Genomic DNA, 26,328 nt, shown 5'->3' with positions numbered 1-26,328 from the left:
GCAGGTTAATAGAGGTACGGTCTAATGATAGATAATATATATTTTCTATCCTCTAACACAGGTGACATCGAATACTACGATCTGGCTATCAACTCTATCGACTAGGTCTTTCAAACCTAATCAAACTGCTGTGTTGAATAGATGCTGAGTCACGGTTACAGCGGTTCACACAGCGGTTCTATGTTGCTGATGGCGAACATCAGGACAATTTCACGGAACTGCCGATACCAGCTCAGCGCTCGCACGGCATCGCCGAGCGAGCGCTTCGTTGTTGAGTAGGACGTCTCGGCCATCCACCGCTGAGAGTAGCCATTTGCTCGATTGAGCGCGTTGTTCGCAGCTGCTTTCGCTGACGAGCCGCGGTAGTGAACAAGGTACTCAACGTTATGTGCGGCGATTTCGTACTCAGTATGCCAGTCTTGGAAGCCGTTGTCAGCGGCGACGGACTGTAGGTCGTCCGCGTTTCTGCGGACGACCTGCAGTCCAGTCTTCGTATCGTGCTTCCACCGTGCTGTGATGTGAACGTCGCGAACAGCAAGTGATTCCACATCAGTCAATGTGGTCACTTTCAGCGTCTGTATCGTCCGTCCTGCCCGCTGAGGAAAATACGATGACGCACGTCGGTGGTCAAAAAACGTACTGTCGAGCGCAGCGTGGCCAGACTGCGGGTGCTGCTGCGCGTTGAGTGATCTGCGAAAGAGTTGACCCCTCTGGAAGCGACTAGGTGGCAATGAACAGCAGTCAACGCGGTCTGTTGGTGAAGCATTTGTCCGATTCAGAGCTTGATCAAGCGATTGCAGAGGCTCAGAAGGCGGACGAGACCCGTCTCGTCCGACGACTGTGCTATGTGAAGAATCTCTACGCAGGCGATACGCGCAAAGAAGCAGGTCGACGCGTCGGGATCTCCCGATCCACGACGCGTCGATGGGCACACGCGTGGAATGATGGTGGTATCGAGGGACTCCGTCCCGGCTTCGGCGGCGGCAGGCCGCCGAAGCCCTCCCAGACACAATTTGACGAACTCTGTGAACTCCTTGAGGAGGGACAACCATAGACACCACAGCAGATTCATGCGCTCATCGAAGACCGTTACGGCGTTACGTACCACCCAGCACATCTCAGCCGGAAGCTCCGTCAAGCAGGGATGAATTACGCGAAGCCTCGCCCGATGGATCCACGTAGTCCTGCCGTTGCAGACGATATTCTCGCCGAGCGCCTGGGAGAGGCGCTCGGCGAGGATGATGACGAAACTGACGAGGATGACCCGGTGATCCTCGGCTTTTTTCGATGAAGCGTGGCCACAACCGTTCGAGAACTCTCAACGGCTGTGGTCATTCGACCGGACCGTCCAGATAGAGAAACCGCTAGTGACGGTTCCGTGGCGGTCGATCGGCTTCTACGCGCTGACTGGCCAGAGTGTGATTACGTACAAAGAGCGGTTAGTCAAGGAGACGATCGTCGAAGCACTGGAGGAGATCCGCGAGCAGAATCCGGCCCTGCGGATTCTGCTCGTGGCCGACAACTATGGCTCTCATCACGCGAAGCTCACACAAGAACGGGCCGACGAACTCGGCATCGAGTTCGTCTTCATCCCACCATACTCACCGACGCTAAACGCCATCGAACCACTGTGGAAAGACCTCAAACGAGAAATCTCGCCAGAGATTTTCGAGGACAAAGATCACTTTCGGGAGTTTCTCACCGAGACATTTCTACGGTTGAGCCATCGACTGAGCTTCGCTACCGACTGGATCGGGACATTCCTTCCAGATGTTCAAAAGTTACGCTGATCACTCTCCGCGCAGCAGCGCCCGCCACACCCACATTTTCAGCCGATCAAACGATTTGTAGAGCGTCGTGTGATCGGGGAGATCGTCCCGATCTAAGCCGAGTACGTCACGGATCTCGGCCATATACTTCAGCCGATTCGGTGTTTCACGGTAGCTGTGGTCTTCTTCGAGCCGAAGACAGTGTATAACGACGTGCTTCCAGCGGGCGAACCCGCCGCTGGCGGGCTCGCCCGCATGCTTTCCCAACGCTTGTTTGGCTAGGTGACGACTCTGCTCAACGAAGGCGAGGAGATCGACTTCCATAGGAACGAATCGGTTTTCCCGCCTTCACCCTTCTAAACCAGCGATAGCGGCCGATCAGATCGCTATTCAACACAGCAGTATCAACGACTTTCGTGACCTTCAGCTTCTAAACGCGGTAGCTGATCCGCTGGCAGTAGTAGCAACTCCCTGGTGAGCGGTCGTAAAATGTGGCGTCGATAGCAGTGCGTTCAAATAGATCGTGCTGCTGTGCCAGTGGGTGCAGCACTCGACAAACACTCAAACGGTGACCCCTGTGCCATCAGCGGATTCAACAAAGCACCAGACTCAGTTACCTTGGGATCACCTTCTATATCCGTATCCGCTGATTGGATCAATCATCAATACAGCAGAAATTACAGTTACAGGTGCTGTAAGGATATCCTTGAGACGGATATCAGTAGGACCGGTTCTTGACATCAACCGAAGGGGAAAGAGATTAGAACACAGAGCTAGCGAAGCCCCGTTTTCGAGTTGACTTTAAGAGTAAAGCCATATTTGGAAACGATAGATCCGCAACGAGGGTATATAAATCAGTTCTCTATACAGGGGAACTCGTCGGTGCTCGGGGTCTCACCCTCGGGCCAAACCGGTGAAAGATCGGCGTCAGCAGGATAGTGCAACCGACCCTGACTGTCAAAGGTCCATCCATTGTCCCTGAGAATCTGTTTCGCGCGTTCTGGATTAGCTTCGGGACTCTCTGCTATTTTTGTAAGTCCTTCATCATCGTCAGGGTAGAACGGGTGTCTCGGACCATAGATGCAAGAGTGGAGGAGTGGATCTGAATCGCCGTAATATGCAACCTGGACAAGTTCGTTTCGATTCAGTGATTGAGATAACGCCATCCGGAATTCTCGGAACTTCCCGGGGCCGAAACTCATCTGTGGGGCTAGCAGGTATCCGCCGGTGAATCCTTGCTGAAGAACCGTTCTCGCATTGTCCATCTCCTTGATTTCGTTTGCAATTCCTGGAGGGACTCCATTGTTAATGTTCAGGGTTCCTTCCTGAAACGCGTTGAAAGCACTGGTAGCACTTTGGAATAACTTGAGATCGAGCGGGGCGTCCGGTGTGTTCCAGTGGTCGTTATACGGCTCGAGTTGCAATATTTGTCCCGGCTCGAAGTTCGCAATTTGATACGGCCCAGAACCGATAACCTCATTCAAGTTGGGATCTGTCGGATTCTCTTCTGCACCTGCATCGACCCAATGATCTTTTGGTAGAATACCCCACGTTGCTGCAGCAGTGTTGAGGAAGGAGGGAGAAGGCTCGGAGAAGGTGAACTCAACAGTGGAATCGTCAATTGCATTAATCGAATCGATTGGCCATTCTCTTGCTCGGGGGAATGTGGATTGATTCCCAGTGATGAATTCGAGTGTCCACTTGACATCCTCTGACGTAATCGGCTCCCCATTATGGAATGTGGCATCTTTGAGAGAGAAAGTAATTTTTCGGAAATCATCTTCGATTGTGTAATCGCTCGCAAGAGAATTCTCGATTTCGTAATTCTTGTTCCATCGAACCAGCGACGAGTAGATTAACTGATTCCAGAGAGCCTCTGGGCCGGTATTATTGATCGTCAAGTGGTTAAGAGACGTCACCGCGCCACCACCCACGTTCATCGACAACCGGGTATCACTTTGTAAAGGTTGTATGCTAAGTATAGCCTCCGGATTGTATTTCGTGACTCCCGCTGGACCAGCATTCTCAAGAGATATTTGATCGGTTCGTATCGCACCGTAAATGTTCCGGTCGAAGAGATTAATCGGTCCAACATCGTCTGACATAATGCCCAACGCATCATACACAATGTCGCGGCGTTCTTCTGGATTCGATGCGTTAGACTGCTGGTTTGCCAGATCAGAGTACTCGCAGTTTACGTATTGAAGATAATTTGGGCGGCCGTTCGCCCCGGCATTTTCGGCGTGGAACTGGGTCAAGAGGACGTTCGGATCAAGACGTTTCAGGGAGTTTCCGATGGTATGGAACGAGATGTGGGCGCCTCGCCAATCATCATAGTTTTCCGAAAGATACGTAGAGATATCTAGCCCAAAAGAATTAACTTGAATTCCCAGCGCGTCTTGGACGTTTTGCTGGATTGTTGGAAGGGAGTTCTCCATAATCGTAGTCGAATCCCCCACACCGGTCATATACGCGATTTCTAACTGGGGCACTCGCTCTCCATGGGATCCGCTTTGGTTTCCGCCCTGTGGGTCGTCACTATTAGACGAGTTTCCATCCGGGCTACCCTGACAACCTGCAAATGCGGCAGCCCCTGCAGCTGATACGCCCGCAAGTAAAGTTCTTCGCGTGACACTACTATGACCACTGGTTTCATCTACCATAGCAATTCCTCCCATTCGGACTATCATATTAAATCTATTGGATTATAAAAAATTTTCGGCCCTAGCGTGAAGGAAGTCCAGCCGAGCAAGGTAAGTTGGTTTATCGTTGTGGTGTAGATTGTTGGTGAGTCACCGTACAGTTACAAGGGTAGTTTTGAGCGCTTCCCTCCCACTTCACTGCAGATCTGAAACGATCGGAGATACGGTGTGAGTGGCCAGTCGTATACGGCCCCCGGCCGTCCGGTGGTGCGGACCGACCGCAGCATCGTTCGAGAACATCTTTCAAAACAGTACCGAGTCGAGATTTGATCGGTCGGGAGAGACCTTGTGTGAACAACTTCGAGCAAGTCACAATCGACTGCCACCCAGACGGAGTGCTCGTCACCGTCGAGATTCATTTGGTCAGCACCAGTAGGAGCAGATCTGCCCATCTCTTTCGCTAAGTTAGCAATATCCCCTCTTCAAATACCAAGGACATTTTATTTTTGATTTTCCTTCTACAGCACAACTAGCTCAACCAGCTCGCAGCTCATGGTCTTCACACTCTTCATAAGACCACGCTCTAACCTTGACACCCTCATACGGTCTCGAGTTACAGGTACCTGACTCCAAACCAGCACTGTATATTTAATTATTTAATATGATAAACTCTCCATTGGAGAGATAACCATCGTATGGATATAGACTTCGGTAATTTCGAATGATATTCAAAAAGACATTACAAACCTATATTTGTGATATATATCTCGACCATCTCACTAACGATTCGATATTTCCGAACCGACTATTATTCTAAATGTTAAACCCACCACAACAAGCATCAGTTTTATTTATGTGCATACTAAGATAGAGATATGGGAAGATCAACCAAACCAAAACGAACTGTAAAAACGGCTGATACACTATTCGGAATTATCGAATATCTCTATGAGGGTGAGGCGAGTGTTACAGACGTCGCCGAAGAAATGGATCTCGCTCGAAGCACTTCACATGATCACTTGGTAACGCTAGAAGAGATGGGATATGTCGTCAAAGATGGTATTAAATACTCTCTTTCACTGGAATTTTTAAGACTAGGAATGTCAGCAAGAGATGATAAAGTTATTTATGATATTGCGAAACCAGTAGTCGAACGATTAGCAGAGGAAACTGGAGAGATCGTCCGAATATCCGTTATGGAAAATAGCAAGGCCGTCATCATCGGAATGAAACAGGGAGACCGCGGCGTTGAGACTGGTGCTGCAGTCGGTAAGGGCTTACCGCTGCATTCGACCGCTGCTGGAAAAGCGATGATGGCTCACCTACCTATGGCCGAAGTAAAGCAAATTGTCGACGAATACGGTCTATCTGCCCAAACGGAAAACACGATTACAGATTTGGAAACTTTGAAACAAGAGCTCAAGAGTATACGTCAGAGTGGTATCGCGTTTAACAATGAGGAGACAGTGAAGGGACTTCAAGGAATTGGTTGTTCGATAGTTACTGATGATGTGATTCACGGGGCGATTACGATAGGCGTCCCAGCGAACAGATTTACCGAATCAGAGCTGAGAGAAAAGATGGGAACAGAACTAAAAGGAACAGTAAACGAACTGGAACTTAGATTAGAATACGAAGAATAGAGCCCATCGATAATCACATATACATTATCTGCTCTCGAACGAATATTTCTAGTCCTCTCCCTCCTGAACTACATTTCAGCATCACGAGTACCAATCAATACGTGAGCAATATGTGAGTATGGAACTCTTGAGGGAACTGGAACCCTCAACCAATTTTCATCCCACATAGTCATATATAAAATCGAACAACGAAAGAGTAACACGATCTCACGACGTCGTAGAAACTACTGTATCACAAGGATTCACGGGTACTGACACACACCACCCTGCAAGTGTTCTCCCCGGCTAGAAAGAGGAGAGGGTCTGCAGATTTATGGGTACTGAAAACCAGCTGTATATATCTCGTGATCTAAATTGGAATTCTCAGAATACGCAATATATCGTAATACTACATACACTAATAAATCAGCAATAAGGACAGCTACAATAATATTATGTATTAGTATCGAACTCCAACCAATCTGAAGGTGAAGAACACTTGTAAGGTGGTGCTCCTGTGGAGAGATATTAATCAGAGCACTCACAAAGTTGTATGTCCCGCCGTCCTGCGGCTACCCCGCCGTCGGAACAGCACAAACCCCGGAGAAACACTTGCAGGATGGTATGGAACACGTTTTAGTCGGCCATCAGAGCTAACAATTGAATCTAATTCCGATCTGGTATTTGGACCTGCGTTCGGACTATGATCCAGTTGAATCCGACATCCCTATTATTTCCTGACTATTTCGTTCGATCGCTGTCTTAACCTACGAATCCTTTCTCCATTTCTGGTGTTGGTTAATACAAGGCGACTGCTAATATCCTACGAACCACCGATGTCGCTGGCGGAACTCTCGACAGGCATCGTCGATACGCTTAACGGGCACTCTTCAGAGTAGTTAACTGATAAGGGGAACACTCACTCCGCGTTTCCGTCGTTTCTTCCCGACATCCCTATCGTTGGTGGCTTAACTCAGATTCGTCACGCCCTCAAATTAGCTAGACTTCCTACGCCATCAACGTTCTATAAGACATTCAACCAGCTTAAAATAACCGTGTGGCGTTTAATATTGATCCTCTCAGCGACGCCACTCCCGACGAGCGGAATCGCTGGTGTCGATTCGTCAGGGTTCGATCGCAGTCACGCCTCGAAACACTATATGAACGGGCTGAACTTACGATTCAGCAGCTCAAAGTGACACTGCTGGTCGACACCAGTGTGAACGCGATACTCGACTCCACGTGACGACAACACGAAAACACGATAGCCAGATTGCTGCGTCGTTGATCAAACGCAATCCCGAGAGATTTGATATTCCGCTTGGTAACAAAGGCTACGACGATCAGAAAACCAGATGACCTGCTCGTTAACACGAGATTCGCCCACTGTTCAAGCACTGGAGTTCATATCCCTCCACAAGACAGAAAGAATACTTAGACGCTGATCTCTACGGCCAGCGGAGTCAATCTAAGACCGTCAACTCAACACCCAAGCAGAAATACTGCGTTCGTCCGCTCACGGCGCTGGTGAAACAATTCCGTGAACCCACTATCGCCTGCCTTATTCATAACGTAGACCGATCAATTTGGGCGTTCAATATAGGCGTAGGAGATAACGAATTTTATACTTCCGTGTGAGGGATTATCTCTGTATGGGACGTATGTCGATCCCGGACATCCATGAAAAGTATAAAAACGGAGAACCAGTTACGATGCTGACTGCATATGATGCTCCGATAGCCCGACAAATAGATAAGGGCGGTGTCGATATGATTCTGGTCGGAGATAGTGCTGGCGACAATCACTTAGGATATGACGACACGGTACCGGTTACGCTTGACGAAGCATTATCAAATACTGCGGCTGTAGACAGAGCTGTAGAGGATGCAATGGTGATTGGTGATTTGCCGTTTCTATCGTATGGTACCTCTCTTGAAAAATCGGTCAAGAATGCAGGCCGATTTATGAAGGAAGCAGGAGCTGACGCTGTAAAATTGGAGACGGCACCCTACGGAAAAATCACCATCGAAATCGTTTCCCGTCTCACGGAACTGGGAATACCCGTTGTGGGTCATATCGGATTGACCCCTCAGCGTATGAATCAGATTGGTGGTGGCTACGTACAGGGACGGGGTGATGGAAGCTCAACCACAGTTGAAGCGTTGGTGGAGACAGCGGAAGAATTGGAAGACGCTGGAGCCTTCTCAATTATACTTGAGGCCGTCACAGAAGAGACCGGAAAACAGGTTACTGAAGCAGTAGATGTTCCAACTATAGGAATTGGTGCAGGTCGATACGTAAACGGACAAGTACTTGTCATCACCGACGTACTGGGACTGAGTAACGAATTATATACGCTCTCAAAACAATATGCCGACCTAAATTCAGTTATCCAAGATGCAGTCGAGTCTTATGTAGATGATGTTCAAAGTGAAGTATTCCCCTCATCTGAAAATGTCTTCGACGCTATTGATGGAAACCAGTAGAGTATACCATCAATAGACTCGCAGTCCCCCCGGCAGTCTCATCCAATTTTATGTCTGATCAAGAAAATTCAACAGAGTAATTAATTCTAACTTTTAATCGAGATGATAATAAGCATATTATGACTCAGCTATCTCACGCTGTCGAAGACGTGTCAAGGTCGACGTCAACGACGACACCGAGCGGGCGAAACGCGAAGTCGAGGCCGAAGCCGTTGCGTACGTCGTCGGACGGTGCTGCGGGCTCGACACTAGCGGTTCGGTGCTCTACCTTGTAGCCTGGAGACAGACGATTCCGAGGTTGTTCGCGAGCGGCCTCGGACGGATCAGTCGGACGGCAGAGGAACTCATCGACGTTCTCGGAATCAGACCATAAGTTGTTGACCAACATTCACCCCTAACCATCATTTGTTGGTTAACTATTTTCGCTCTATGTAAACTGACACAATCACAAAACTAAATATAGGAATGTGTATATACTCTATATTAAAACGTAGTATGAATTCCATAGACTAGTCCTTTCGACTCGAGAGAGTCGGCTTCTCTCATAACTCGCCGGTGCGGACTACTAGATCATCTCGATCGAAGACATCGATACTTCGCTCGTGTTGCCTCCAACGAATCGTAGGATTCAGGCACCTCGAACGCGGAACAATATAGCCAGAGGGTCTCCCCAGAATACATTCTGGCGTGTCCCGGGAGGCGGCAGCAACCAGTCGGTGAGAATACTCAATTCCTGTATGATGTCGACGAGAAGCACAACGTGAACGGTTCATAATCTTGTTCCATATTTCACTTACTGCAGCCGATACGAACAAATCCTCATATCCTCCCGATATACCGTTAGCTGTAGCGGGTCTTCGAGCGAAAGCACCGCGTACGTGCCACTAATCGGGTTGTCAGGGTGCTCTTTGCTGAATGCGTTGATCGAAATATGCGACAGGCCACGAAACGTGGTTCGTTCCGTCTGGTGGATATGTCCGCTGAGAGTCGCAATGGTGTCCTCATCTAGGATCTCCAAGAGTTCCTTGCGATCCCAGAGGAGGGCCCGTTCGGGGAAGTCTTGAAACCAGACGTTATTCGCGAGCGAAAACGGACCGATCGGGTGATGCGAGAGCACGATGCTCTGTCCAGGAATTGCCCCACGAAACCACGACCGCTGCTCAGGTCCGAGTACCCCTCGGACCCCATATCGTTCTTGCGATGAATTGAGATATACGAACGAGTAGTTGCCGACAGTCACTCGTCCGTAGAAGCTATCTTGCCCGAGAATATCCGAGACCTCTTCACGGGAAAGCGATCCCGTGTCGTGATTGCCGAGCAGATACGTTACAGGAGCGTGTCCGGATTCCAAGACAGATGCGACGGTCCGCAGATGGCGACGATCCGTCTCGCGTCCCACATCCTGAATCAAATCACCGAGTACGAACGTGTGTTCGGGATCGTGCTCCTCAATAATTCTCGATTGAACGTCCTCAAGCGTACAGAGAATATCGTTTCGGTACGCGCCTCGCATATGGATATCTGTGATAATCGCGACCGTAGTCATATGATTCGCCTCGCGGAAGCAGCTACGGCGAGTGCCGTGTTGCCGTACGTATTCACGGCTTCTCTAGATCCTTCGTTCATTCTCGGTTGCTTGGCCGATCCCATCCGTTTCGATTCGCTGAGGGATTCCTGACTGGTCACCCACAGATGGAGATGAGACCGTCCGCTCACTTCCACCCGCGTTCGATTTTTCACTCGGAATAACGTGGATCCGTTCGGGATCCATTGAGAGAGAGACATCCTCGCCGGGAACAACCGTTCGTCGATCCGTATCGAAAACAATTTCTTTTCCGTTGGGGAGCCTAGCGACATTTCGAATCTTCTCGCCGAGATAAAGCTGATTCGTTACGGCCGCATTCAACTGTCCGTCCCCTACGGAGATATGCTCCGGTCTCGCTACCACGACCACCTCTCCCCGCCGATCGGTGTCCACCGGCAGTTCGGCGAAGCCGAGATCAAGTGCCCTGTTAGATGCGGTAGCATTCAATAGATTCGACGTGCCGATGAAGTTAGCAACAAATTCGTTTTCTGGCAACTCATACAGTTCAGCGGGCGTCCCGATCTGTTCGATACAGCCCTCGTTCAGGACAGCTATTCGATCGCACATAACCATCGCTTCCGCTTGGTCGTGGGTCACGTGGATAACCGTGATATCGAGCTCGTCAAACAACTCAACCATCTCCGTTTGCAGTCGTCGCTTGAGCTTCGCGTCCAAGCCCGTCATCGGTTCGTCCAGTAGGAGTACCTGCGGTTCGATAGCGAGCGCGCGTCCGAGCGCGACGCGCTGTTTTTGCCCCCCGGAGAGGTTGCTTGGATCTCGATCCGCAAGCTCCGGTATATCCAACATTTCGAGGATCTCTCGAGCGTCGTCTCGCCTCGCCTGCTTGGGAGTTCCTCGCATTCGCGGCCCGAAAGAGACGTTTTCGATGACACTCATATTGTTGAACAGGGCGATCGATTGGAACACCAAGCCGACGTCTCTATCCTTCGGTTTGACGTCGAGTACGGACCGGCTGTCGAATTCGATATTCCCTTCCGTCGGGGTTTCGAATCCAGCGATCGTCCGCAGTATCGTCGATTTCCCGCAGCCGGACGGGCCGATCAGCCCAAACGTCTCACCGTCTTCAACCGTGAGTGAGACGGATTTTGCTGCCTCGGTCTCACCGTAGCGTTTCGTGATGTCTGTCAGTTGTATATTCATCGTTGGAATCGTTCGCAGCAGTTCGCTTCGTTCCTGTGCTCGGTTCCGGTTCGCTCGCGTTCTATCAGCATCGTATAGTTATTATACTTGAATTACACGTTGGTCACGCTGTGCGTGTCCCCATCGCCGACGTACTGTAGGAGCCACAGCGAGACGACGATGATTGCGACGAACACGACGGACAGTGCGCTGGCCTGTCCGACCGCCGACGTCGTGAAGCCGCCGAACATCTCGATCGGGAGTGTCTTATTGGTCGGATCGTAGACAAAAAGTGTGATGTTGAATTCACCCATCGAAAGGGCAAACGTGAGGATTGCACCGCTAAGAATTCCGTTGTAAACGTTGGGGACAACGACGAACAGGAACCGCTGTGGCCAATTCGCGCCCAGACTTTCAGCGGTTTCCTCAAGAGCCTGATAATCGACAGATTGGAGCGCAGATGTGGTTGTCTGGATCATAAACGGGACCGTGAAGAGTACGTGTGCGATCAATAACAGATACAACATCCCCGAAAGGTCGACACCGAACCGGGGAACGCCCCATGTCCGAACGAGCGCGATACCGAGTACGATTCCCGGTATCGCCATCGGTAGGATCGTAACATCACGGAGTCGGTCCGAAAAAGCGAAGTCGTACCGATCAAGCGTGTACGCGGCGGGCACTCCGAGTAGGACATCAAGCACCGTCGTCGCGATCGCCAACTGGAAGCTAAGCACCAAGGGATCCAACCCGGATGCGAACACTTCACCGTAATATTCGAGGGTGAATGACCCGACTAGATCCCCCGATATCGATCCGACGAACGAGTACAGCAAGATCACGAGGATCGGGAGCACGATGAACAGGACGGTTGCGGCGATGACGGAATAAAAGAATAGGACGACGATTCGATCCGGGAATGAGATCGAGAGCCGCGAGACGCGGTTACTCATAGACGCTGCCTCCGAACAGGTAACCGTAGGCCATAATCACGCCGAGCGTAATCACCGTCAATACAACGGCGAGCGCCGACGCAGTGTTATAGTCACCGAATCCGAGAATTACGGAGTAGATCTTCAACGGCAGGACGGCAACCTCTCCGGCCGCGAGTAGGAGCGCTGTTCCGAATGCGACCATATTGATGCTGAACGCGAGGACGATGCCACTCGCAACCCCAGGAGCGATTTCTGGCAGTACCACGTGCCGAAACGTTTGGAACCGAGAGGCTCCAAGGCTGTAGGCCGATTCCTCCAGCTCTCGGTCCAGATTTTCGAGCGACGAGAGAAGCGTCATCGTGACGCGAGGGAGCGTAAAGTAGGTGTATCCAGCGAGGAGACCCCAGAAACCGAGCGCGAAGGCGAACTCGCCGGATCGAGCACCAGTGATGGCGCTTCCAAGGAGACTGAAGATGCCCTGTCGTCCGACAAGGACAATGATTCCCCATGCGATGAGGATCCCGGGAAGACTCGTAGGGAAGTTGATGATGGCAATAACGATCCGTTTACCCCGAAAGTCATTCCTGGCGAGGAAATACGAGATGAGCAATCCAAGCACTGTAGTAATAGCCGTGACCGTCACCGCGATTTGCAGGCTGATCAGGATCGAACCCCGATAGCCAGGATTCGTGAGCACCGTCAGATAATTGCTCCATAGTGTTTCGCCCTGTACACTCAAGTGAACGATTGTCGCGAGCGGGAGACCCAGAAACAACACATACAACAGCCCGACGGGCACCGACAACGCAAACGGGAGATATGACTCGACATCTTCGAGTCGATGCTGGCGAAGGGATTCCACCGCTCTGTCTCGGAGGGTTTGCGCGACCATCAGTCCGTGTCAGGCGACTTCGTTGACGTACCGTTCGCGCGCCGCGTTCTGTACCTCGACGAGCTGTTGGTAATCGATCGCCTCCGATGACTCGTAGGCGCTATCAGGAAGCCGTTGTTCGGCGATTTCGTCAGGATACTCGATCGGCCGGGAGGGATTGACGAACGCCTCCGCGAACAGTGTCTGTCCCTCGTCGCTCAGATGGTGATCGATCAGCAGTTTGCCGGCTTCCGGCCGGGGCGCGTCGTTCACCAACCCGACGACGTACGGAACTTGAATCGAGAGCTCGGACGGGATGACGATCTCGACCTGTTCGGGATCCATATCCGACTGGTACTTCGCCTGATACATATTGAAATCGTAGGCGATGTAGATCGGGAACTGTCCTTGAAGGAAACTCGTCTGTAGCCCCTGATCCGGGACGCCAGCGATGTTACCCATTTCGTAGAGTTCGTTGAGGTACTCGATACCAGGATCGTAGTTATCGAGAGAGCCGCCCATAGCGAGGTTCATATTTGTGAAGGCGACAAATCCATTGAATGCGGAGGTTGGATTGTAGAACGAAATGGTATCGTTGTAGGCCCCATCCAGTAGATCCTCGAATCCAGAGGGGACCGAGTCAACTAGTTCCGTGTTGACCGCTATCGCAATCGTGCCGAAGTATGCGGTTGTCCATCGGTTTTGATCGTCGACTAGCCCATCCGGAACTCCCCCAACGTTAGCCGGTTCGTAGGGCTGTAGCAACTCCTCATCAGCGGCTTTGAGTCCGTCGGTGATCCCGTGATGTGCCACGTCGTGGTTCGGGTTGTTCGCCTCGTTTCGCAACGCGTTCAGCGACTGGCCGCTGTTTTTCGTCCCCTCCGGCCACTCGATATTGGGGTGTTTCTCCATAAAGCTCTCCCGGAGCTGTCCATAGTTCGCCCAGCCATCGAGCGGTCCAGTAATAATGACCTCGTTGGCGACGTCATCGTTTCCACCTCCATCAACCGAACTACAGCCGGCCAAACCGATGGAACTTGCGACTCCAGCCGATAAAAGGTATTTACGCCGCGATACCGAATCAGAGACCTGCTTCGAGCCGTTGGGCATCACCTCAAGAAAATCTGACTAGTGTAAAGGTGGTTTATAATTGTTCTATCAATACTCGAGGATAGATCTAGAACAGTATGTAGTGTAGGATCGGATCGTACCAGTATGTAATGTATTTAGACTGACTTCCATAGAATTATGTTTCTTTATCGAATTGACGACACGAGAGATGAACACACTACTCTTCGATATGGATGGCATCGTGGTCGACTCCGTGGGGTACTGGAACGAGATCCGAGCGGAAATCATCACCGAAAAACTCAGTGTCAACGATGTTTCCATTTCGGAACTCGTAGGCATGAATGCAGAAGATGAATACGAGTATCTCGCAAAAAACCACGAGCTACCGCTTCCGAAGGCTGCCTACGTTTCACTGATCGACGAGTACGCTGAGACGGTGTATCGCGAGTATGTCACGATTTTTCCCAAGTTCGAGACGATACTCAGAGACGCGACCGAGAACGGGATCTCGGTCGGGCTCGTCTCTGCATCACCCCGGAGACGCGTTGAGATGGTGCTGGACCGGTTCGGTTTCGAGACATACCTCGATATCGTTGTCGCCGGGGACGATCTTTCCGGACCAAGCAAACCGGATCCGACGATTTATGAACACACGGCGTCCCGCCTCGGAGTACCAACAGATGCGTGTGTCACCGTTGAGGACTCCGAGCATGGGGTAACGGCCGCGAAGGAGGCTGGGATGTACTGTCTCGGATACGCCTGCCATTCCGGACAACCGCTCGAACGCGCCAATGAAACGTTCGAAAAACGCGACGTCTTACGCGCACGACTCCGTGAGCTCTGTAACTCCGGCGATGTATAGATCTTGTCTGAAATTTCGTGGAACTCGGCCGCGTCGATCGCGGTCCCTGCCTGCGAAAAGAATTCGTCGTAGTCCTCTCAGAGGTATGTGAGTTCACGCGTGAACTTATGGAGGCGGTCGAAGTCGGCGTTAAAATCATAATCTGATTATGCGGTGGGTGAGTTATTTACAGCAGGTTAGGTTCTCTTGCCAAGCAAACGATTACGGGGAACTCGGTGAGGCTGGTCGAGAATACATTGAGCAAGATGACATAGCGACGTTACTCCGTGTTATGTGCGACCAGAACGTTGACTCTGAAATCACTCGGATCTGAACGGACCGATTGATGGATCATTGAGTGATCTCGTTCAGTTGTGCTCTTAAAGAAGGCTCTGGTCGGTGGTGTCTAGAATATCGCTTGATTTCGCGGGTTTGGTGTCGGGGAGATAGAGTACGTTTAGCCCGGTTTTTTGGAGACCGGCTTGCAGGACGTCTCGGACGAATGGTTGAGAGATAGTTCGGTAGAATTGTTGTTCGCTGAGCGCGGCGATTGCTCGAGGGACGAATCGTGCGTGATGGAGGGATTCGGCTCCAATGGCTGTTTTGAGGGGGTCTGGGATGGTTTGGAGGGCGTTCCCGATGCCGTGCCAGAGGTGTTCGTTTCCAACAAGGAGCGCGTTCCCGTCGCGGTGGTAGAGAATGGTCGTGTCGCCTTGGTTGTCGCACTCGTTGAGGACGGCTTGTGTGTCGACAGCATCGTAGAAGACGGCTGTGCAGGCGGCAAGAGGAAGGATGTGGAACGAGAGCGGCATATTTGGCAGGCGATGGTGATCATTGAGGTTTGCAACCAGTTCGGGGAACGTCTGTGGGTCAAGTGGGGTTTCTGCGAGGAGAGACTGGATGAGTTGGTGGCGAATGTCTGGGTCGTTGATCTCGATTTCTGTGATGAATTTCTGGAAAACGTCGGGTTTGAGTCCCGCTGTTGGGCCAACGGTATCAAGTACTGTTGCAAGTGTGGTGGCGAGTTTTCGTTTTGGCTCTGGTGTAGTTGATGACGGCAGGCGGAATGAGTGTGTGTGGTCAGCTATGGAAATTTCGATTTCTCGTCCGGTGTTTGGGGATTTCTCAGAGAGCACGATGTTGGTGGCGTAATAGGTGTCGTAGCGGTGGGTCACGTCGAATGAGACCATATCGCCAACCTCTGCGCCATCGGGGAGTGCGTGAACCGCCATACAGACGGTGCTCTTATCGGGGGTTCTGATTCGACCGAGATATTGATCTGGCAGATCAAGGATAATTCCTTCAGTCAGTCTTGGTTCTTGGCCGAGAGCCGTTAGGACGGCCTGCGTTTGGCCAGCTAGCCACTCTCGTTGCGGTTCCGGAATTTCTGTTTTGACGTTAGTAATTGTCCACCGATTCGAGAGTGAGTAACTATCGACAAGGTGGAGTGTCCAGAGCAGACAGGGTAGAACAGAAAGCAGATCAATCGCTTGCTGCGTCGAGAGCTGCTCGTTGTTATGAACGACGCGTAGGAGTTCGCCAGTCGTGATTCGAAGGCCGAATTCGTGGTCTGTTCCTGGAGCGATGGTCACTGGCCAGTCGAAATCCAGTGAATCCGGACGGCAGTCTGCGAGCTTCCAGGTAACGCCGGCTGTACTGAATTGGAAGGAGGGAGAGCCGTGGTCGTTGACTTCGAAGGATCGTGGTGTGATTGGGTGGTTGCGAACGAATTCGTAGACATCGGAATCGAACGTAGCTGGGTGACTACAGTCGGCGCGAAGTTGTTCTGCTCGCTCACGGTCGACTGATTGTTCATCGAAGAGGTCTCCGAGCGCTGTTACCGTTCGTTTAGGGAGGGGATCTGGCCCGTGGTTCGTATTGGGCAGGAGGGAGTTGAGCTCGGATTTCAGGTCGTCGACAGCGCTAGGGTTGAAGTCGTCGATCTCCGCGTGGCCAGCGGCTTCGTCCAGGATGGAATAGACACGGTCTAAACTTTCTGAGTTGAGGTCCGGGATATCGGTGTCATCGATTGGGTGGAGACCAGTTTGTTTTGCAGGGTCACCAGTGCCATTCCCCTCGGTCCAGTGGAGTCCGGCGTTAAAAAGGCGTGATGTGAGCTCATTCGGAACGCGGTCACCTGGCTGGAAGCCGAGTGACTTGTAGATCTGTTCGGTTAGCGCTGGTGTTTGGAGTGGATATGGATGGGGGGCGCTCCAATTAACGTTGATGTAGTAGCCCGATTTATGATACGAATCAGAATACTCGTGGAAGACCGGCATTGCCTACTTGCCCGGAAATTATCTGGGGAGAAATACCTGAGTACACCGGTAAAGTGGTAACCTGACCAAGAATTTATCGTCTACATCGACTGTACGTACCTGAATGGACGATACGATGAGCACGGCGTGGCGCGTCACGGCTATGCCACTGAATAAGTCGGAGGGCAGAGGAACTCATCGTGTACCTGTCCCGACTGGCAGCAACGCTCACCCGAAGGCGGCTGCAAACATCTGCGCCGCGTCGACCACGAGATCAAACGAGGCCGCGTTCCCGACCAGACGGCCGCCTCCCCACATCTTAGAATAGATTCACGTCCTCTTCTGGAATATTTCTCTTGTAGCACTAAGTAGTGTGGCAGCACACTAGATTTTTCACGGCGGGTTACCTACCGGGTGATATGAGCAGCGACAGAATCGACGCCGAAAGCAAGGTGTCGGGAAACCAAGCAAACATTCCTGCCCGGATTCGACGTGAACTCGATATCGACGACGGTGATCAGCTCCGCTGGCATCTCGAAGATGACGGGAGTATCCGGGTCCAAGTTATCCAACAGCAAACAGGCACGTTCGCCGACTTCGACGGCTACGCTGGTGAAGAGCCGACCGATGTGACGAGCGACCACGACGCCTGGGGCGTCGACGTCGAGTAAATGCCACGTGCACTCATCGATACGACAGTCCTTTTTGCCGCCGCATACCGGCAGGATGGATCTCACGATGCCGCGCTTCCCATACTCCAAGGCATCGACAATGGAACGCTCCCGGAGGCGGTCGTCCTCGACTACGTTCTCGCGGAAACACTCAACGGCCTCACGACCCACGCCGGCCACGACGCAGCCGTCGATCTCCTCGATCGAATCGAAGAAAACGCCCGCTTCCACATTGACTCACTCACCACCGACGCTCTCGCGACGGGGAAGGCCCTCTTTCGGCAACACGAACCCCTCTCCTTCGTCGATGCCTGCATTGTCGCGTATATGCAAACCGAGGGGCTCGGGTACCTGTATGCGTTTGACGACGATTTTGACGCTGTCGAGGATGTCTATCGACTCGATACAGCAACGGATCCCTACGATCCGAACTAACGCTGGCTGACGCCACAGCTGACGGCGAAGTTCGGTCTCAGGATAGTCGCACCCCGTAGTCAGCCGCCAGCTTCTGGAACTCGTCCCACTCCCGGAGCCGATCATCGTCGACCTCCCCCTGCGTCTCGAGGTAGCGGAGCAAGGCGTCGATTTCGTCTTCGAGGCCATACTTCACCGCCTGCTCTCGGAGAACCTCTTCGTCGACATCGACGTGGCTGAGCAGGAGGAGACAGTACGAGCGGTAGCGGCTGCCGTCGTCGATCAAGAGGGTGTGACAGCAGAGTTTCGCCGGCGAGATTGCGTCGAGTCCCTCGGAGTAGAAGTAGTAGCGGTGGCCCGTGAGCAGGAACTGGAGGTCGAAGGCTGTGAATCGAGCGAGACCCGTTTCGTAGAACCCCTCCGCATCGATCTCCGTCTCGGCCTGGGCAAGGAAGTCGTCGTAGTCCTCCCAGAGAATCGTGCCCTTCGGGGCGACGGCTTCGAGGCGTTGGCGATGCAGATGGTGTGCGAGTTCACGTGCGAACTCGTGAAGGCGGTCGAAGTCGGCGTTGAAGTCATAGCAGCCGTCGTCCGTCCTGACGAGACCCCGGTCGCGAAACCGCTTGAGGGCGCGGTTGACCGTGTTGCGATAGTTGTCACTCCGGTCGGCGATTTCGGAGACGGTCCGCGGGTGGTCGAGGTAGTACAGCACCTCGAGTGCCTTGCCGGTCAGCAGCTCGGGGAAGTCGATGTGGGAGTGCTGGCGGACGAGGTCCTGATAGAGTTCGACGGCGCGAGCATCCGACGGAACGACTCGTTTTCGGCGGCCGTCGCGTTCCGTGTAGACGAGCCCCTTCTCGACGAGGTCGCCGACGGCACGGGAGAGGTAGCTCTCGCTGTGGTCGAGCTTCGTTGCGAGATCGGAGATCGTGTCGCCGCGGTCGACGATGGCGAGGGCCTCGAGTTCGATGCGCCGGAGCACGATGTAACATAGTACGAAACTACTATATAAAAAAGTTTCGAGTAGTGTTACAGACAGCGGTCGCGAGAACTGCCACCATCGTCTTAACCAACAAAACTATTGTTTCGTGGGTAGTGTTGGTTAACACGGGAGAAGTCGATGTCCTACGGACCCCCTCTATACTGTGAGTATCATTTGAGTCTCCGGTCGCATTCGCCACCAACTATTCGATAACTTGACACACGCGCAACGCTCGGTTGGATAGCAGTCTCGACGGATAGTATTAGGTAATCTAAACTGTACTCTCCGGACCTAATTGCCGGTTCGACTCCGGTGGCAAGTCAAGTTTGTGGGACTGTAAGTTCCTCAAACCCGTACTCACGGTCTACCCCCTCAAATTAGCGTGTTCCAAAAGAGATTCTGCCTTCTTTTCACCGATATTCTCGACGTTGGTCAGGTCCTTAATGGTCGCAGTACGAAGATCACCTACCGTCTCATACCCTTCCTGAGTCAATTTAGAGATCAACACCCGTCCCACTCTCGGAACATCTGCCGCGAAATCTTCTATCGGAGTATCGTCTGGTATCTGTTTATCTGCTATTGAAGTAGGTTTCCCTGAGTGATTTTCTATGTAGTCCAAAAGTTTCGAAATAGTCCCTTCGCCAATCTGTTTAATGTCAGTTAGTTCATTAGCCGTTGCAGCACGTACGTCTCCTACAGTCTCATATCCTGCTTTTTCGATCTTCTTTCGACTGATGTCTCCGAATCCGGGGATCTGATCCGAAATCTTGTGGAGTGCAACATCGTCCGAGATAGCTGATCGGTCGCTTGCCCGATTCCAATCTCGATCCCTCGGTATCTGATTCTGGGTGAACTCAATCAACCGCTCTGCCGTTTCCGTTCCAACTCGGTTCACGCTCATTAATTCGCTATTGGTAATTCTCTCCAGATCACCGAGTGTCTCGTAACCCTCGTTTTCCAGATTCGTTACGATAATCGGTCCTGCACGTGGAATCTCGTCCACTACGGTGCTGATAGACGTTTCCGGTGTGAATTGAGTCTGATATCTCTGTGGCTCTTGGATTTTCTCGTGGAGCCGATTTGCCATCTCAAAAGCCCGACTGAATCCCTCTGGTGGAGCACCGAGTGATGCTAATTTCGTCTGTTCATCCTCTTCAGCATCCACTGAAGGGACCTCATACTTCTCAGGTAGCCCAGTCCAGAATTCGTCAAGAGGTTCTTCGAACGAATCATTCACACCCTCAACTGATGCGTTTGTGGCGGAAAATCGATATCTCCACCACATCACACTCAGCTTTCGTGAGTCCTGATTGGTCTCCTCACTGTCGACGATATGTCTATTAGATCGGGTCATACTAGAGAGTCTACTGATAACGAAACGAGGTTGCGAAGCTCTTCATCCGATAGTTCAGTCATCCACTCGTCGCTATCAACCAGTACCTGTTCTGCTAAGTCACGCTTGCTCTCAATAATTTGGTCAATCGATTCTTCGATCGTTCCTCGACAAATCAGTTTGTATACCTGTACGTTATTGTCCTGCCCAATCCGATACGCTCGGTCAGTTGCTTGCTTTTCGACGGCAGGATTCCACCACCGGTCATAGTGGATAACGTAGTTAGCCGGTGTGAGATTGATCCCGGTGCCACCAGCATGCAGTGATAACAAGAAGAAACAGGATCCCTCAGCGTTCTCAAATTCGTCAATCATCTCTTCCCGTTCCTCCTTCGCTGTCTCCCCATAGAGGTAGAACACGCGATAGCCTTGACCTCGTAAGTGTTCTAACAGCAGCTCCGCCATCTGGGTGTATTGGGTGAATATCAGTCCCTTCTCGCCATTAGCTGCTATCTTCTGGACAATGTCATCAAGGACGTCAAGCTTACCCGACCGACCACTGATACGCTGATCGTCGTTAAGATACTGACGTGGGTGGTTACAAATCGATTTTAGATTGCCAATCAGCTTCAGAATCTGCCCCCTTCGTTCGATATCCCGGGACTGCTCAATTTGCCCAAAGATTTCATCAGCTACTGCCTTGTATAGAGTTGCTTGTTCTTCAGTGAGTCTGCAGTATTCCTTTTTCTCTGATTTCTCTGGAAGGTCGTCGATTATCGAGTCATCCGTTTTCTCACGCCGCAACACGAAGGGGCGTATGAGTTGTCTGAGCTGTTCCGTCTTTTCGATGTCCCCCCGTTCCTCAATAGGCCGAGAAAAGGCGTTTCTGAACTGTCTCTCGGAGCCGAGCAGTCCGGGGTTACAGAACTCCATAATGGACCACAGTTCACTCAACCGATTCTCGACAGGAGTTCCAGTTAACGCCAACCGATGATGGCCCGACAGCGACCTAATCGCTTGTGTACGACCGGCTGACGTGTTTTTGATTTTCTGTGCCTCATCGAGAACGATCCTATGGAATTGAATGTCTCGTAGTTGTTCGATATCGCTTCTCGCCGTCCCGTACGTAGTAATGATTACGTCGTGGTGTTCTATGGCGTTGGCAAGGTCATCTCCCGACATTCGACCTTGGCCGTGGTGAATATGTACCGTCAGTTCTGGTGTGAACTCGTTCGCTTCGCTTTTCCAGTTGTACACCACAGACAACGGACACACTACAAGTGTCGTGCCAACTAAGGGATCAACCGAACGTTCCTGAACGAGACGAGCGAGTATCTGAATCGTCTTTCCAAGACCCATATCGTCCGCCAGACAGCCACCAAAGCCGTGATCTTCCAGATACGAGATCCAGCCTAGGCCCGTTTTCTGATACGAGCGCAACTCCCCGTCAAACCCAGACGGGGTGTCTATTTCCTCGACCCATATCTCAAAATCCTGCTCGAACAACTTTTTGAACGTTCCCTCTAATCTCTTTTCGACGACCGGGAGGCTAACCCCGTCGTCGCTAATCTCAGTATCCGCTTGAAGCGCTTCCTCAAGAGTACGTTCTTCTTCACGATGGAGGAGGTCTCTCGCCGATTTGGCGTCATCGTCCTGTACTGAGACCCACTTTCCCTGGAAGTGTACGAGCGATTGTTTGAGCGTGGATAATTCTTCCAACTCTTCTTTGGAGAGACTGTTCTCCCCGAGAACGATCTCCCAGTCGAACTCACACAGCTGTTCAATTCCCAGACCGCTACCGGTAGTCTCAAACTCGTCGGCGGCGTCAGAGACAACCAGCCGAGCACCAAGTCGTTGCGGCGGATCCCCCCACCAGCTTGGAAGAATCACCCCAAATCCTGCTTGCCGGAGAACTTCTGCATATTCCTGTAGGAATTCGTCGGCATCGCTGTTCGATAACTCGATCGCGGTCGGATTCGATTGGTCGAGTGCCTCCTTGAGTCGCGGATATAGCGCGGACGCGCGCTCCAGTTCGTTTTTCAGTATCTCAGTGGGTTGGTCGAGATGGCGTGCGAGTATTTTCTCCGTCGAGCGATCCGAGCCCCACAACTCGTTTGCCTCGACAACGAGGCTCGGATCGTTCTCGGATTGCAGGAGCAGTTCGAGTGTCCAGCCGTCAGGTACGATCGGTTCGGTCTTCGTCTCCGAGACCACCGCCCCAGTGTCCACTGCCGGCTCTTTCAGTTGGAAACAGAGCCTGACTTCTTGCTCATCCCCCGTCACGGGAGGTCGTGTCCACTCGTCGAGTTGCTCTCGAAGTTCATCAATCGCCTCGGGAGCAGCATCGATCGGCTCCCCGTTCTTTTGAAGCGTGCGGATCCACTGTTGATGGATCGCTTCCAAGTCGTCCGTGGTCAAGTCCGTCTCAGTCGCGGACAAGTGTTCTTTCGACAGCGCATTAACCATCTGGTCCAGTGCGCGCGTCAAGACGTCTCTTGAGGAACGACCGATTGAGTCATTGGGGGATCCACGGTCGAGGGTGGGATTCGATCCGACCTCTACGGATGTCCGTGCGAGCGGTGGCATCGCTTCCATCAGCTCCATAAGCCGATCAATATCCGCTTCCCTAGAGGGAAACGCGCGCCAAACACCGGTAACGGATCCATCCTTTTCTGCGAGGTGTGGTGCAACCCGCCCGGCTTCAACATACGACTCTGCTACAGAGCAAACAGCAGACCAGTAGTTGACCGTCTGTCCCGATTTGATCGGATTTTCTCCGTAACTACTCGTCTCCTCATCGGTTGAAGATGACTGCGAAAGATACGAGAGGATCGATGGAGCATCTCTCATATCAACTTCCACTGCTGGAATGAGCCACGGAGTGAGTGATGTCGTAGTCTCTTGTCCGTCTTCTTCCCGAATTGATGGAGATGGCTGAGGATTAGCTCGGCCTGACGGTAAATAGACTGTGAGAGTGGTCAGCTCCGTATTTGCGTTTCCATACCCCGCATATGATAGAAGATCGTTGAGAGTCTGCTTATCAACGGCAAACGGATGCTTCTCTCCACCTTTCGGGTCTACTGCCGAGTTCTGTTCCTTTGGTCGCAAAGGAGGAAGTGTCGAATCCTCTGCCCAGAGGTATATTTTCCCGCAATCGTCCGTGACCGCATGTAAGATAAACATCCCTCGTATGTGTTCCGTGGAGTTTAGTGGGTTCGTGGCGATTTAGTAGCTCGTAATGTATAATTACTGAGGGTGTATATCTACGTGTCGTGGATTTATTTATAAAGAAGTTGCGGGTAATGTTACAGGTAGCGAGTGCCAACCGACATTACCGACTTAACCAACAAATCTATGGATTAGCAGGTTGTGTTGGTTAACACGAGAGCAGCCGATGTCCTACGACCCCCCGACCCCACCGGCGAAACTCCCGACGGAGATCGTCAACACGCTCAACGAGTCGACTCCGGAGCAGCTTCGAGACATTGCTACATACGCCGAAGCGCTAGCTGAGCACAAGGAACGTGAGGCCCGTCTCGAGAAGTCGGCAGATCAGGAAGAAGTCGAGGAGCGACCAGATGACCTTCCGGACGACGTTCCTACCAAAGCGACGATTACGATCAAAGAGATCGACGGCAATCGCTATTACTACTGGCAGTGGCGAGATGGCGAAAAAATCCGCTCTAAGTATAAGAGCCCGGTCAACCCGGACGAATAGCAGGTTCACCGAGTATTGCGACAGATCTGACCGGCGCAGTTTCAATAGGAATCTGGGTATCAGCCGCTAATGCAATCCGTTTGAGCGTATTTACACTTCGATGACGGGGTGTATCGGCAAGTAAGATTATGTCGGGCAGACCTCACCTACCCCACGTTTCCATCGTATCCAGCGGTCAGCAGATGAGGAAGAATTGCAACCAAGACGACCACATCCCAAGTTACTGTCGTTTCTCCACGATGGCACGAATCATAAGAAAATCGGGGGACACACCCCCCGTTTTCGAGTTGTAACAAGCAACCTCACCGGATAGCACCCCCCGTTTTCGAGTTGTAACACATCGTCCAGAACGTGAACACTCCCCGTTTTCGAGTAGTAAGTATGGGGAGGAAGCTTTGAGATCAGTTCTTGCTCCGGAACTGCTTCAGCCGTTCACGAACAACCGCGCTGATAGTCGCCTCTTCGTGAGCTAGATCTTCGAATCGCGAATCCTCACGAATCGTCTCCATAATTGTTTCCGGATCTTCGGAGAGGGAGAAATACATATGCACTCCTCTGCCTCGACCTTTGCCTCGACGTTCGAAGTCCAACACGCCGTACGTACTCTGCTCAGTGACGTGATTTACAAACGTCTCGCGACTGTACTGTTCCGTGTCCATCGTATCAGCAATGAATTGGTACGCTTTGAACGCAGGACCAGCAGGGATCCACTCAGGATGTTCCCTTGCGCAGCTGGCAGTCGCCGCCACGGCGTAGATGGACAGTTTCTTTTGAGTCGAAGTCCCGCTGATATGGCGGAGTTTGCGATTTTCGGTGTATTTTTCTTGGGCTTCACGGACGTCGGTCTCGGTAACCCTGTCAGCCCCACGACGCTCGGCTAATTCGCCAGCCCATCTGAGGAGATCAATCGCTTTTCGCGCATCTCCGTGCGTTTGGGACCCGAACGCGGCAACAAGCGGAATGACGTCATCTGCAAGTGATTCTGGCTCGAAGGCATCTCGTCTATTTTTGAGGATACTACGGAGCTGCGTCGCATCGTAATCGTCGAAGAAAATATCATCAGGATTATAGGAGCTCTGTGCGCGGCTGTTGAGATCCCTCATAAAATCGGCATAATTCGTGATGGCCGTGAGTGAGATCGGGCCATCAAAATCGGCGAGTTTTCGCGCCCGTGAAAGCTGGTAGATGAGGGAGTTGTACTCTGCCTCCTGATAGGGACCCTCAAGCATATCAATTTCATCAAGAATGAAGATGACACCGCCGTAGTACTCACGCATCAGCTCGTACAGTCGCTCAAGTTTCTGGTCCGTTGAGACACCAGTTTGAGGAACACCGGGTTCGACACCAAGATCGTCCGCAGCAGCTTTAACTAACCGATAAACAGCCCGATCTGCAGTCTTTGGCCCCTCGCAGTTGATTGAGATAACTCCGAATGTCTTGTCTTGAGATTCACACAGCTCGACAATCTGTTTGCAGACTGCATGAATGATGAGCGATTTCCCGGTTCCAGACGGCCCACTCAGGAGCATATCAGGGATGCCTTCATTCTGGAGGACTGGTTTCAGATTGTCGACGACACGACCCAGCTGGTCGTCACGACCGACGATACGATCCTCATCAATGATGGTATCTGACCGGACGAGGTCTTTGTTCACGAAGACGCCACCGGACGACTCTGTTTGTAGCCGATCACGAATTGAAATGCCGCCACCGTCGCCGTTAGCTACTTCGTGCGACGAATCGGCGGGATCCGAGTCGTTCTCGAACGTCGTTTGTGACGTATCGGGCGAATCTACATCCTCACCTGTTGACTCAGAATTTTCAGTATCAGCAACGGAGGATTGACGATCTCCATCATCTTCTGGATGATTCGATCCCGCTCCACGTCCCTCTCGTCCCATTATGAATCCCCTCGAACTCCGGGTATAAAAATATGGACCCTTGTGGAGTTGTAACCGGGCGAAAAATGGCTATCTAAGGACGATAGGCCC

20 protein-coding genes and 5 pseudogenes are annotated in these 26,328 nt (G+C 51.9%); 11 read left to right on the top strand and 14 right to left on the bottom strand.

All coding sequences use genetic code 11. The annotated features are described in order from the left end of the window. Nucleotides 1-155 precede the first annotated feature (155 nt). Nucleotides 156-686: pseudogene (locus CPZ00_RS15075) on the bottom strand (transposase); the annotation flags it as partial. A 44-nt stretch (nucleotides 687-730) separates the two neighbouring features. On the opposite strand from CPZ00_RS15075, the gene CPZ00_RS16180 reads away from it, so the two are divergent. The 3 genes from CPZ00_RS16180 to CPZ00_RS15060 are packed head-to-tail and all read left to right on the top strand — an operon-like array spanning nucleotide 731 to nucleotide 1,790. Further along, on the top strand, nucleotides 731-1,054 hold the full coding sequence (locus tag CPZ00_RS16180) for a helix-turn-helix domain-containing protein (protein ID WP_096391819.1): 324 nt from the start codon (nucleotides 731-733) through the stop codon (nucleotides 1,052-1,054). 12 nt (nucleotides 1,055-1,066) lie between these two features. Beyond that, entirely contained in the window at nucleotides 1,067-1,291 is a 225-nt protein-coding gene (locus CPZ00_RS15065; RefSeq protein WP_096391818.1) for a winged helix-turn-helix domain-containing protein, read from the top strand. 34 nt (nucleotides 1,292-1,325) lie between these two features. Beyond that, complete coding sequence (locus CPZ00_RS15060; protein WP_096391817.1) at nucleotides 1,326-1,790, top strand: IS630 family transposase; 465 nt, start codon at nucleotides 1,326-1,328, stop codon at nucleotides 1,788-1,790. Nucleotides 1,791-1,799: 9 nt separating this feature from the next. Here the strand turns inward: CPZ00_RS15060 and CPZ00_RS15055 are convergent. The 3 genes and pseudogenes from CPZ00_RS15055 to CPZ00_RS15045 form a co-directional block, all read right to left on the bottom strand. Then, nucleotides 1,800-2,093 (bottom strand): annotated as a pseudogene (locus CPZ00_RS15055) (IS5/IS1182 family transposase); the annotation flags it as partial. Between the two features lie 109 nt (nucleotides 2,094-2,202). Further along, a pseudogene (locus CPZ00_RS15990) lies at nucleotides 2,203-2,334 on the bottom strand (IS5/IS1182 family transposase); the annotation flags it as partial. 289 nt (nucleotides 2,335-2,623) lie between these two features. After that, nucleotides 2,624-4,432, bottom strand: coding sequence for an ABC transporter substrate-binding protein (locus tag CPZ00_RS15045; RefSeq protein ID WP_157744294.1), 1,809 nt, complete (start codon nucleotides 4,430-4,432; stop codon nucleotides 2,624-2,626). An 854-nt stretch (nucleotides 4,433-5,286) separates the two neighbouring features. On the opposite strand from CPZ00_RS15045, the gene CPZ00_RS15040 reads away from it, so the two are divergent. The 4 genes and pseudogenes from CPZ00_RS15040 to CPZ00_RS15985 form a co-directional block, all read left to right on the top strand. Further along, nucleotides 5,287-6,054, top strand: coding sequence for an IclR family transcriptional regulator (locus CPZ00_RS15040; protein ID WP_096391815.1), 768 nt, complete (start codon nucleotides 5,287-5,289; stop codon nucleotides 6,052-6,054). Between the two features lie 956 nt (nucleotides 6,055-7,010). Next, nucleotides 7,011-7,671 (top strand): annotated as a pseudogene (locus tag CPZ00_RS15035) (transposase); the annotation flags it as partial. 14 nt (nucleotides 7,672-7,685) lie between these two features. Next, the gene (panB, locus tag CPZ00_RS15030; protein WP_096391814.1) at nucleotides 7,686-8,519 is read left to right on the top strand and encodes a 3-methyl-2-oxobutanoate hydroxymethyltransferase; all 834 of its coding nucleotides are present in this window, start codon (nucleotides 7,686-7,688) and stop codon (nucleotides 8,517-8,519) included. 160 nt (nucleotides 8,520-8,679) lie between these two features. After that, nucleotides 8,680-8,892, top strand: a pseudogene (locus tag CPZ00_RS15985) (DUF955 domain-containing protein); the annotation flags it as partial. 420 nt (nucleotides 8,893-9,312) lie between these two features. On the opposite strand, the gene CPZ00_RS15020 reads toward CPZ00_RS15985, so the two are convergent. The 5 genes from CPZ00_RS15020 to CPZ00_RS15000 all read right to left on the bottom strand — a co-directional run bounded on the left by CPZ00_RS15020 (nucleotide 9,313) and on the right by CPZ00_RS15000 (nucleotide 14,160). Further along, the gene (locus tag CPZ00_RS15020; protein ID WP_096391813.1) at nucleotides 9,313-10,065 is read right to left on the bottom strand and encodes a metallophosphoesterase family protein; all 753 of its coding nucleotides are present in this window, start codon (nucleotides 10,063-10,065) and stop codon (nucleotides 9,313-9,315) included. A 63-nt stretch (nucleotides 10,066-10,128) separates the two neighbouring features. Further along, nucleotides 10,129-11,265, bottom strand: coding sequence for an ABC transporter ATP-binding protein (locus CPZ00_RS15015; protein WP_096391812.1), 1,137 nt, complete (start codon nucleotides 11,263-11,265; stop codon nucleotides 10,129-10,131). 92 nt (nucleotides 11,266-11,357) lie between these two features. Then, nucleotides 11,358-12,197 (bottom strand): ABC transporter permease, encoded by an 840-nt coding sequence (locus tag CPZ00_RS15010; RefSeq protein ID WP_096391811.1) that lies wholly within the window; start codon nucleotides 12,195-12,197, stop codon nucleotides 11,358-11,360. Next, nucleotides 12,190-13,071 (bottom strand): ABC transporter permease, encoded by an 882-nt coding sequence (locus CPZ00_RS15005; RefSeq protein ID WP_096391810.1) that lies wholly within the window; start codon nucleotides 13,069-13,071, stop codon nucleotides 12,190-12,192. The genes CPZ00_RS15010 and CPZ00_RS15005 overlap by 8 nt, the downstream gene beginning before the upstream one ends. Nucleotides 13,072-13,080: 9 nt before the next feature. Next, nucleotides 13,081-14,160 carry an extracellular solute-binding protein gene (locus CPZ00_RS15000; RefSeq protein ID WP_096391809.1) on the bottom strand — a complete coding sequence of 360 codons (1,080 nt, stop codon included), beginning with the start codon at nucleotides 14,158-14,160 and terminating at the stop codon, nucleotides 13,081-13,083. Nucleotides 14,161-14,329: 169 nt separating this feature from the next. Between CPZ00_RS15000 and CPZ00_RS14995 the strand changes: the two genes are divergently transcribed. Further along, nucleotides 14,330-14,983, top strand: a complete 654-nt coding sequence (locus CPZ00_RS14995) for an HAD family hydrolase (protein ID WP_096391808.1) — start codon at nucleotides 14,330-14,332, stop codon at nucleotides 14,981-14,983. 359 nt (nucleotides 14,984-15,342) lie between these two features. Here the strand turns inward: CPZ00_RS14995 and CPZ00_RS15480 are convergent, their stop codons facing one another. Further along, nucleotides 15,343-17,241, bottom strand: coding sequence for a hypothetical protein (locus CPZ00_RS15480; RefSeq protein ID WP_157744292.1), 1,899 nt, complete (start codon nucleotides 17,239-17,241; stop codon nucleotides 15,343-15,345). 398 nt (nucleotides 17,242-17,639) lie between these two features. Between CPZ00_RS15480 and CPZ00_RS14975 the strand changes: the two genes are divergently transcribed. Further along, nucleotides 17,640-17,891 carry an AbrB/MazE/SpoVT family DNA-binding domain-containing protein gene (locus CPZ00_RS14975; RefSeq protein ID WP_086214996.1) on the top strand — a complete coding sequence of 84 codons (252 nt, stop codon included), beginning with the start codon at nucleotides 17,640-17,642 and terminating at the stop codon, nucleotides 17,889-17,891. Further along, nucleotides 17,892-18,326 carry a PIN domain-containing protein gene (locus CPZ00_RS14970; protein ID WP_096391805.1) on the top strand — a complete coding sequence of 145 codons (435 nt, stop codon included), beginning with the start codon at nucleotides 17,892-17,894 and terminating at the stop codon, nucleotides 18,324-18,326. It abuts the gene before it with no gap. 37 nt (nucleotides 18,327-18,363) lie between these two features. Here the strand turns inward: CPZ00_RS14970 and CPZ00_RS14965 are convergent, their stop codons facing one another. The 3 genes from CPZ00_RS14965 to CPZ00_RS14955 all read right to left on the bottom strand — a co-directional run bounded on the left by CPZ00_RS14965 (nucleotide 18,364) and on the right by CPZ00_RS14955 (nucleotide 23,802). Further along, nucleotides 18,364-19,287 carry a helix-turn-helix transcriptional regulator gene (locus CPZ00_RS14965; protein WP_096391804.1) on the bottom strand — a complete coding sequence of 308 codons (924 nt, stop codon included), beginning with the start codon at nucleotides 19,285-19,287 and terminating at the stop codon, nucleotides 18,364-18,366. A 364-nt stretch (nucleotides 19,288-19,651) separates the two neighbouring features. Then, complete coding sequence (locus CPZ00_RS14960; protein WP_172861892.1) at nucleotides 19,652-20,524, bottom strand: helix-hairpin-helix domain-containing protein; 873 nt, start codon at nucleotides 20,522-20,524, stop codon at nucleotides 19,652-19,654. Between the two features lie 113 nt (nucleotides 20,525-20,637). After that, nucleotides 20,638-23,802: a DEAD/DEAH box helicase gene (locus tag CPZ00_RS14955; RefSeq protein ID WP_233255191.1), complete on the bottom strand. Its 3,165-nt coding sequence runs from the start codon at nucleotides 23,800-23,802 to the stop codon at nucleotides 20,638-20,640. Between the two features lie 211 nt (nucleotides 23,803-24,013). On the opposite strand from CPZ00_RS14955, the gene CPZ00_RS14950 reads away from it, so the two are divergent. After that, nucleotides 24,014-24,337, top strand: coding sequence for a hypothetical protein (locus tag CPZ00_RS14950; RefSeq protein WP_096391802.1), 324 nt, complete (start codon nucleotides 24,014-24,016; stop codon nucleotides 24,335-24,337). A 401-nt stretch (nucleotides 24,338-24,738) separates the two neighbouring features. Here the strand turns inward: CPZ00_RS14950 and CPZ00_RS14945 are convergent, their stop codons facing one another. Next, a complete protein-coding gene (locus tag CPZ00_RS14945) occupies nucleotides 24,739-26,238 on the bottom strand; it encodes a Cdc6/Cdc18 family protein (protein WP_096391801.1) in 1,500 nt (499 codons plus the stop codon). Between the last annotated feature and the right edge of the window lie 90 nt (nucleotides 26,239-26,328).

This window comes from Halopenitus persicus (genome assembly GCF_002355635.1).
Lineage (GTDB): Archaea > Halobacteriota > Halobacteria > Halobacteriales > Haloferacaceae > Halopenitus > Halopenitus persicus_A.
Note: the sequence above shows the minus strand (reverse complement) of the source record. Positions and strands in the feature narration are given on the sequence as shown.

What these genes read in the sequence shown, in the direction of transcription:
- CPZ00_RS14945 (WP_096391801.1), bottom strand. Translation starts at nt 26,238, where the DNA reads ATGGGACGAGAGGGACGTGGAGCGGGATCGAATCATCCAGAAGATGAT.
- CPZ00_RS14950 (WP_096391802.1), top strand. Translation starts at nt 24,014, where the DNA reads ATGTCCTACGACCCCCCGACCCCACCGGCGAAACTCCCGACGGAGATC.
- CPZ00_RS14975 (WP_086214996.1), top strand. Translation starts at nt 17,640, where the DNA reads ATGAGCAGCGACAGAATCGACGCCGAAAGCAAGGTGTCGGGAAACCAA.
- panB (WP_096391814.1), top strand. Translation starts at nt 7,686, where the DNA reads ATGGGACGTATGTCGATCCCGGACATCCATGAAAAGTATAAAAACGGA.
- CPZ00_RS15015 (WP_096391812.1), bottom strand. Translation starts at nt 11,265, where the DNA reads ATGAATATACAACTGACAGACATCACGAAACGCTACGGTGAGACCGAG.
- CPZ00_RS15010 (WP_096391811.1), bottom strand. Translation starts at nt 12,197, where the DNA reads ATGAGTAACCGCGTCTCGCGGCTCTCGATCTCATTCCCGGATCGAATC.
- CPZ00_RS15000 (WP_096391809.1), bottom strand. Translation starts at nt 14,160, where the DNA reads ATGCCCAACGGCTCGAAGCAGGTCTCTGATTCGGTATCGCGGCGTAAA.
- CPZ00_RS14955 (WP_233255191.1), bottom strand. Translation starts at nt 23,802, where the DNA reads ATGTTTATCTTACATGCGGTCACGGACGATTGCGGGAAAATATACCTC.
- CPZ00_RS15045 (WP_157744294.1), bottom strand. Translation starts at nt 4,432, where the DNA reads ATGGTAGATGAAACCAGTGGTCATAGTAGTGTCACGCGAAGAACTTTA.
- CPZ00_RS15040 (WP_096391815.1), top strand. Translation starts at nt 5,287, where the DNA reads ATGGGAAGATCAACCAAACCAAAACGAACTGTAAAAACGGCTGATACA.
- CPZ00_RS14970 (WP_096391805.1), top strand. Translation starts at nt 17,892, where the DNA reads ATGCCACGTGCACTCATCGATACGACAGTCCTTTTTGCCGCCGCATAC.
- CPZ00_RS16180 (WP_096391819.1), top strand. Translation starts at nt 731, where the DNA reads ATGAACAGCAGTCAACGCGGTCTGTTGGTGAAGCATTTGTCCGATTCA.
- CPZ00_RS14995 (WP_096391808.1), top strand. Translation starts at nt 14,330, where the DNA reads ATGAACACACTACTCTTCGATATGGATGGCATCGTGGTCGACTCCGTG.
- CPZ00_RS15005 (WP_096391810.1), bottom strand. Translation starts at nt 13,071, where the DNA reads ATGGTCGCGCAAACCCTCCGAGACAGAGCGGTGGAATCCCTTCGCCAG.
- CPZ00_RS15480 (WP_157744292.1), bottom strand. Translation starts at nt 17,241, where the DNA reads ATGCCGGTCTTCCACGAGTATTCTGATTCGTATCATAAATCGGGCTAC.
- CPZ00_RS15020 (WP_096391813.1), bottom strand. Translation starts at nt 10,065, where the DNA reads ATGACTACGGTCGCGATTATCACAGATATCCATATGCGAGGCGCGTAC.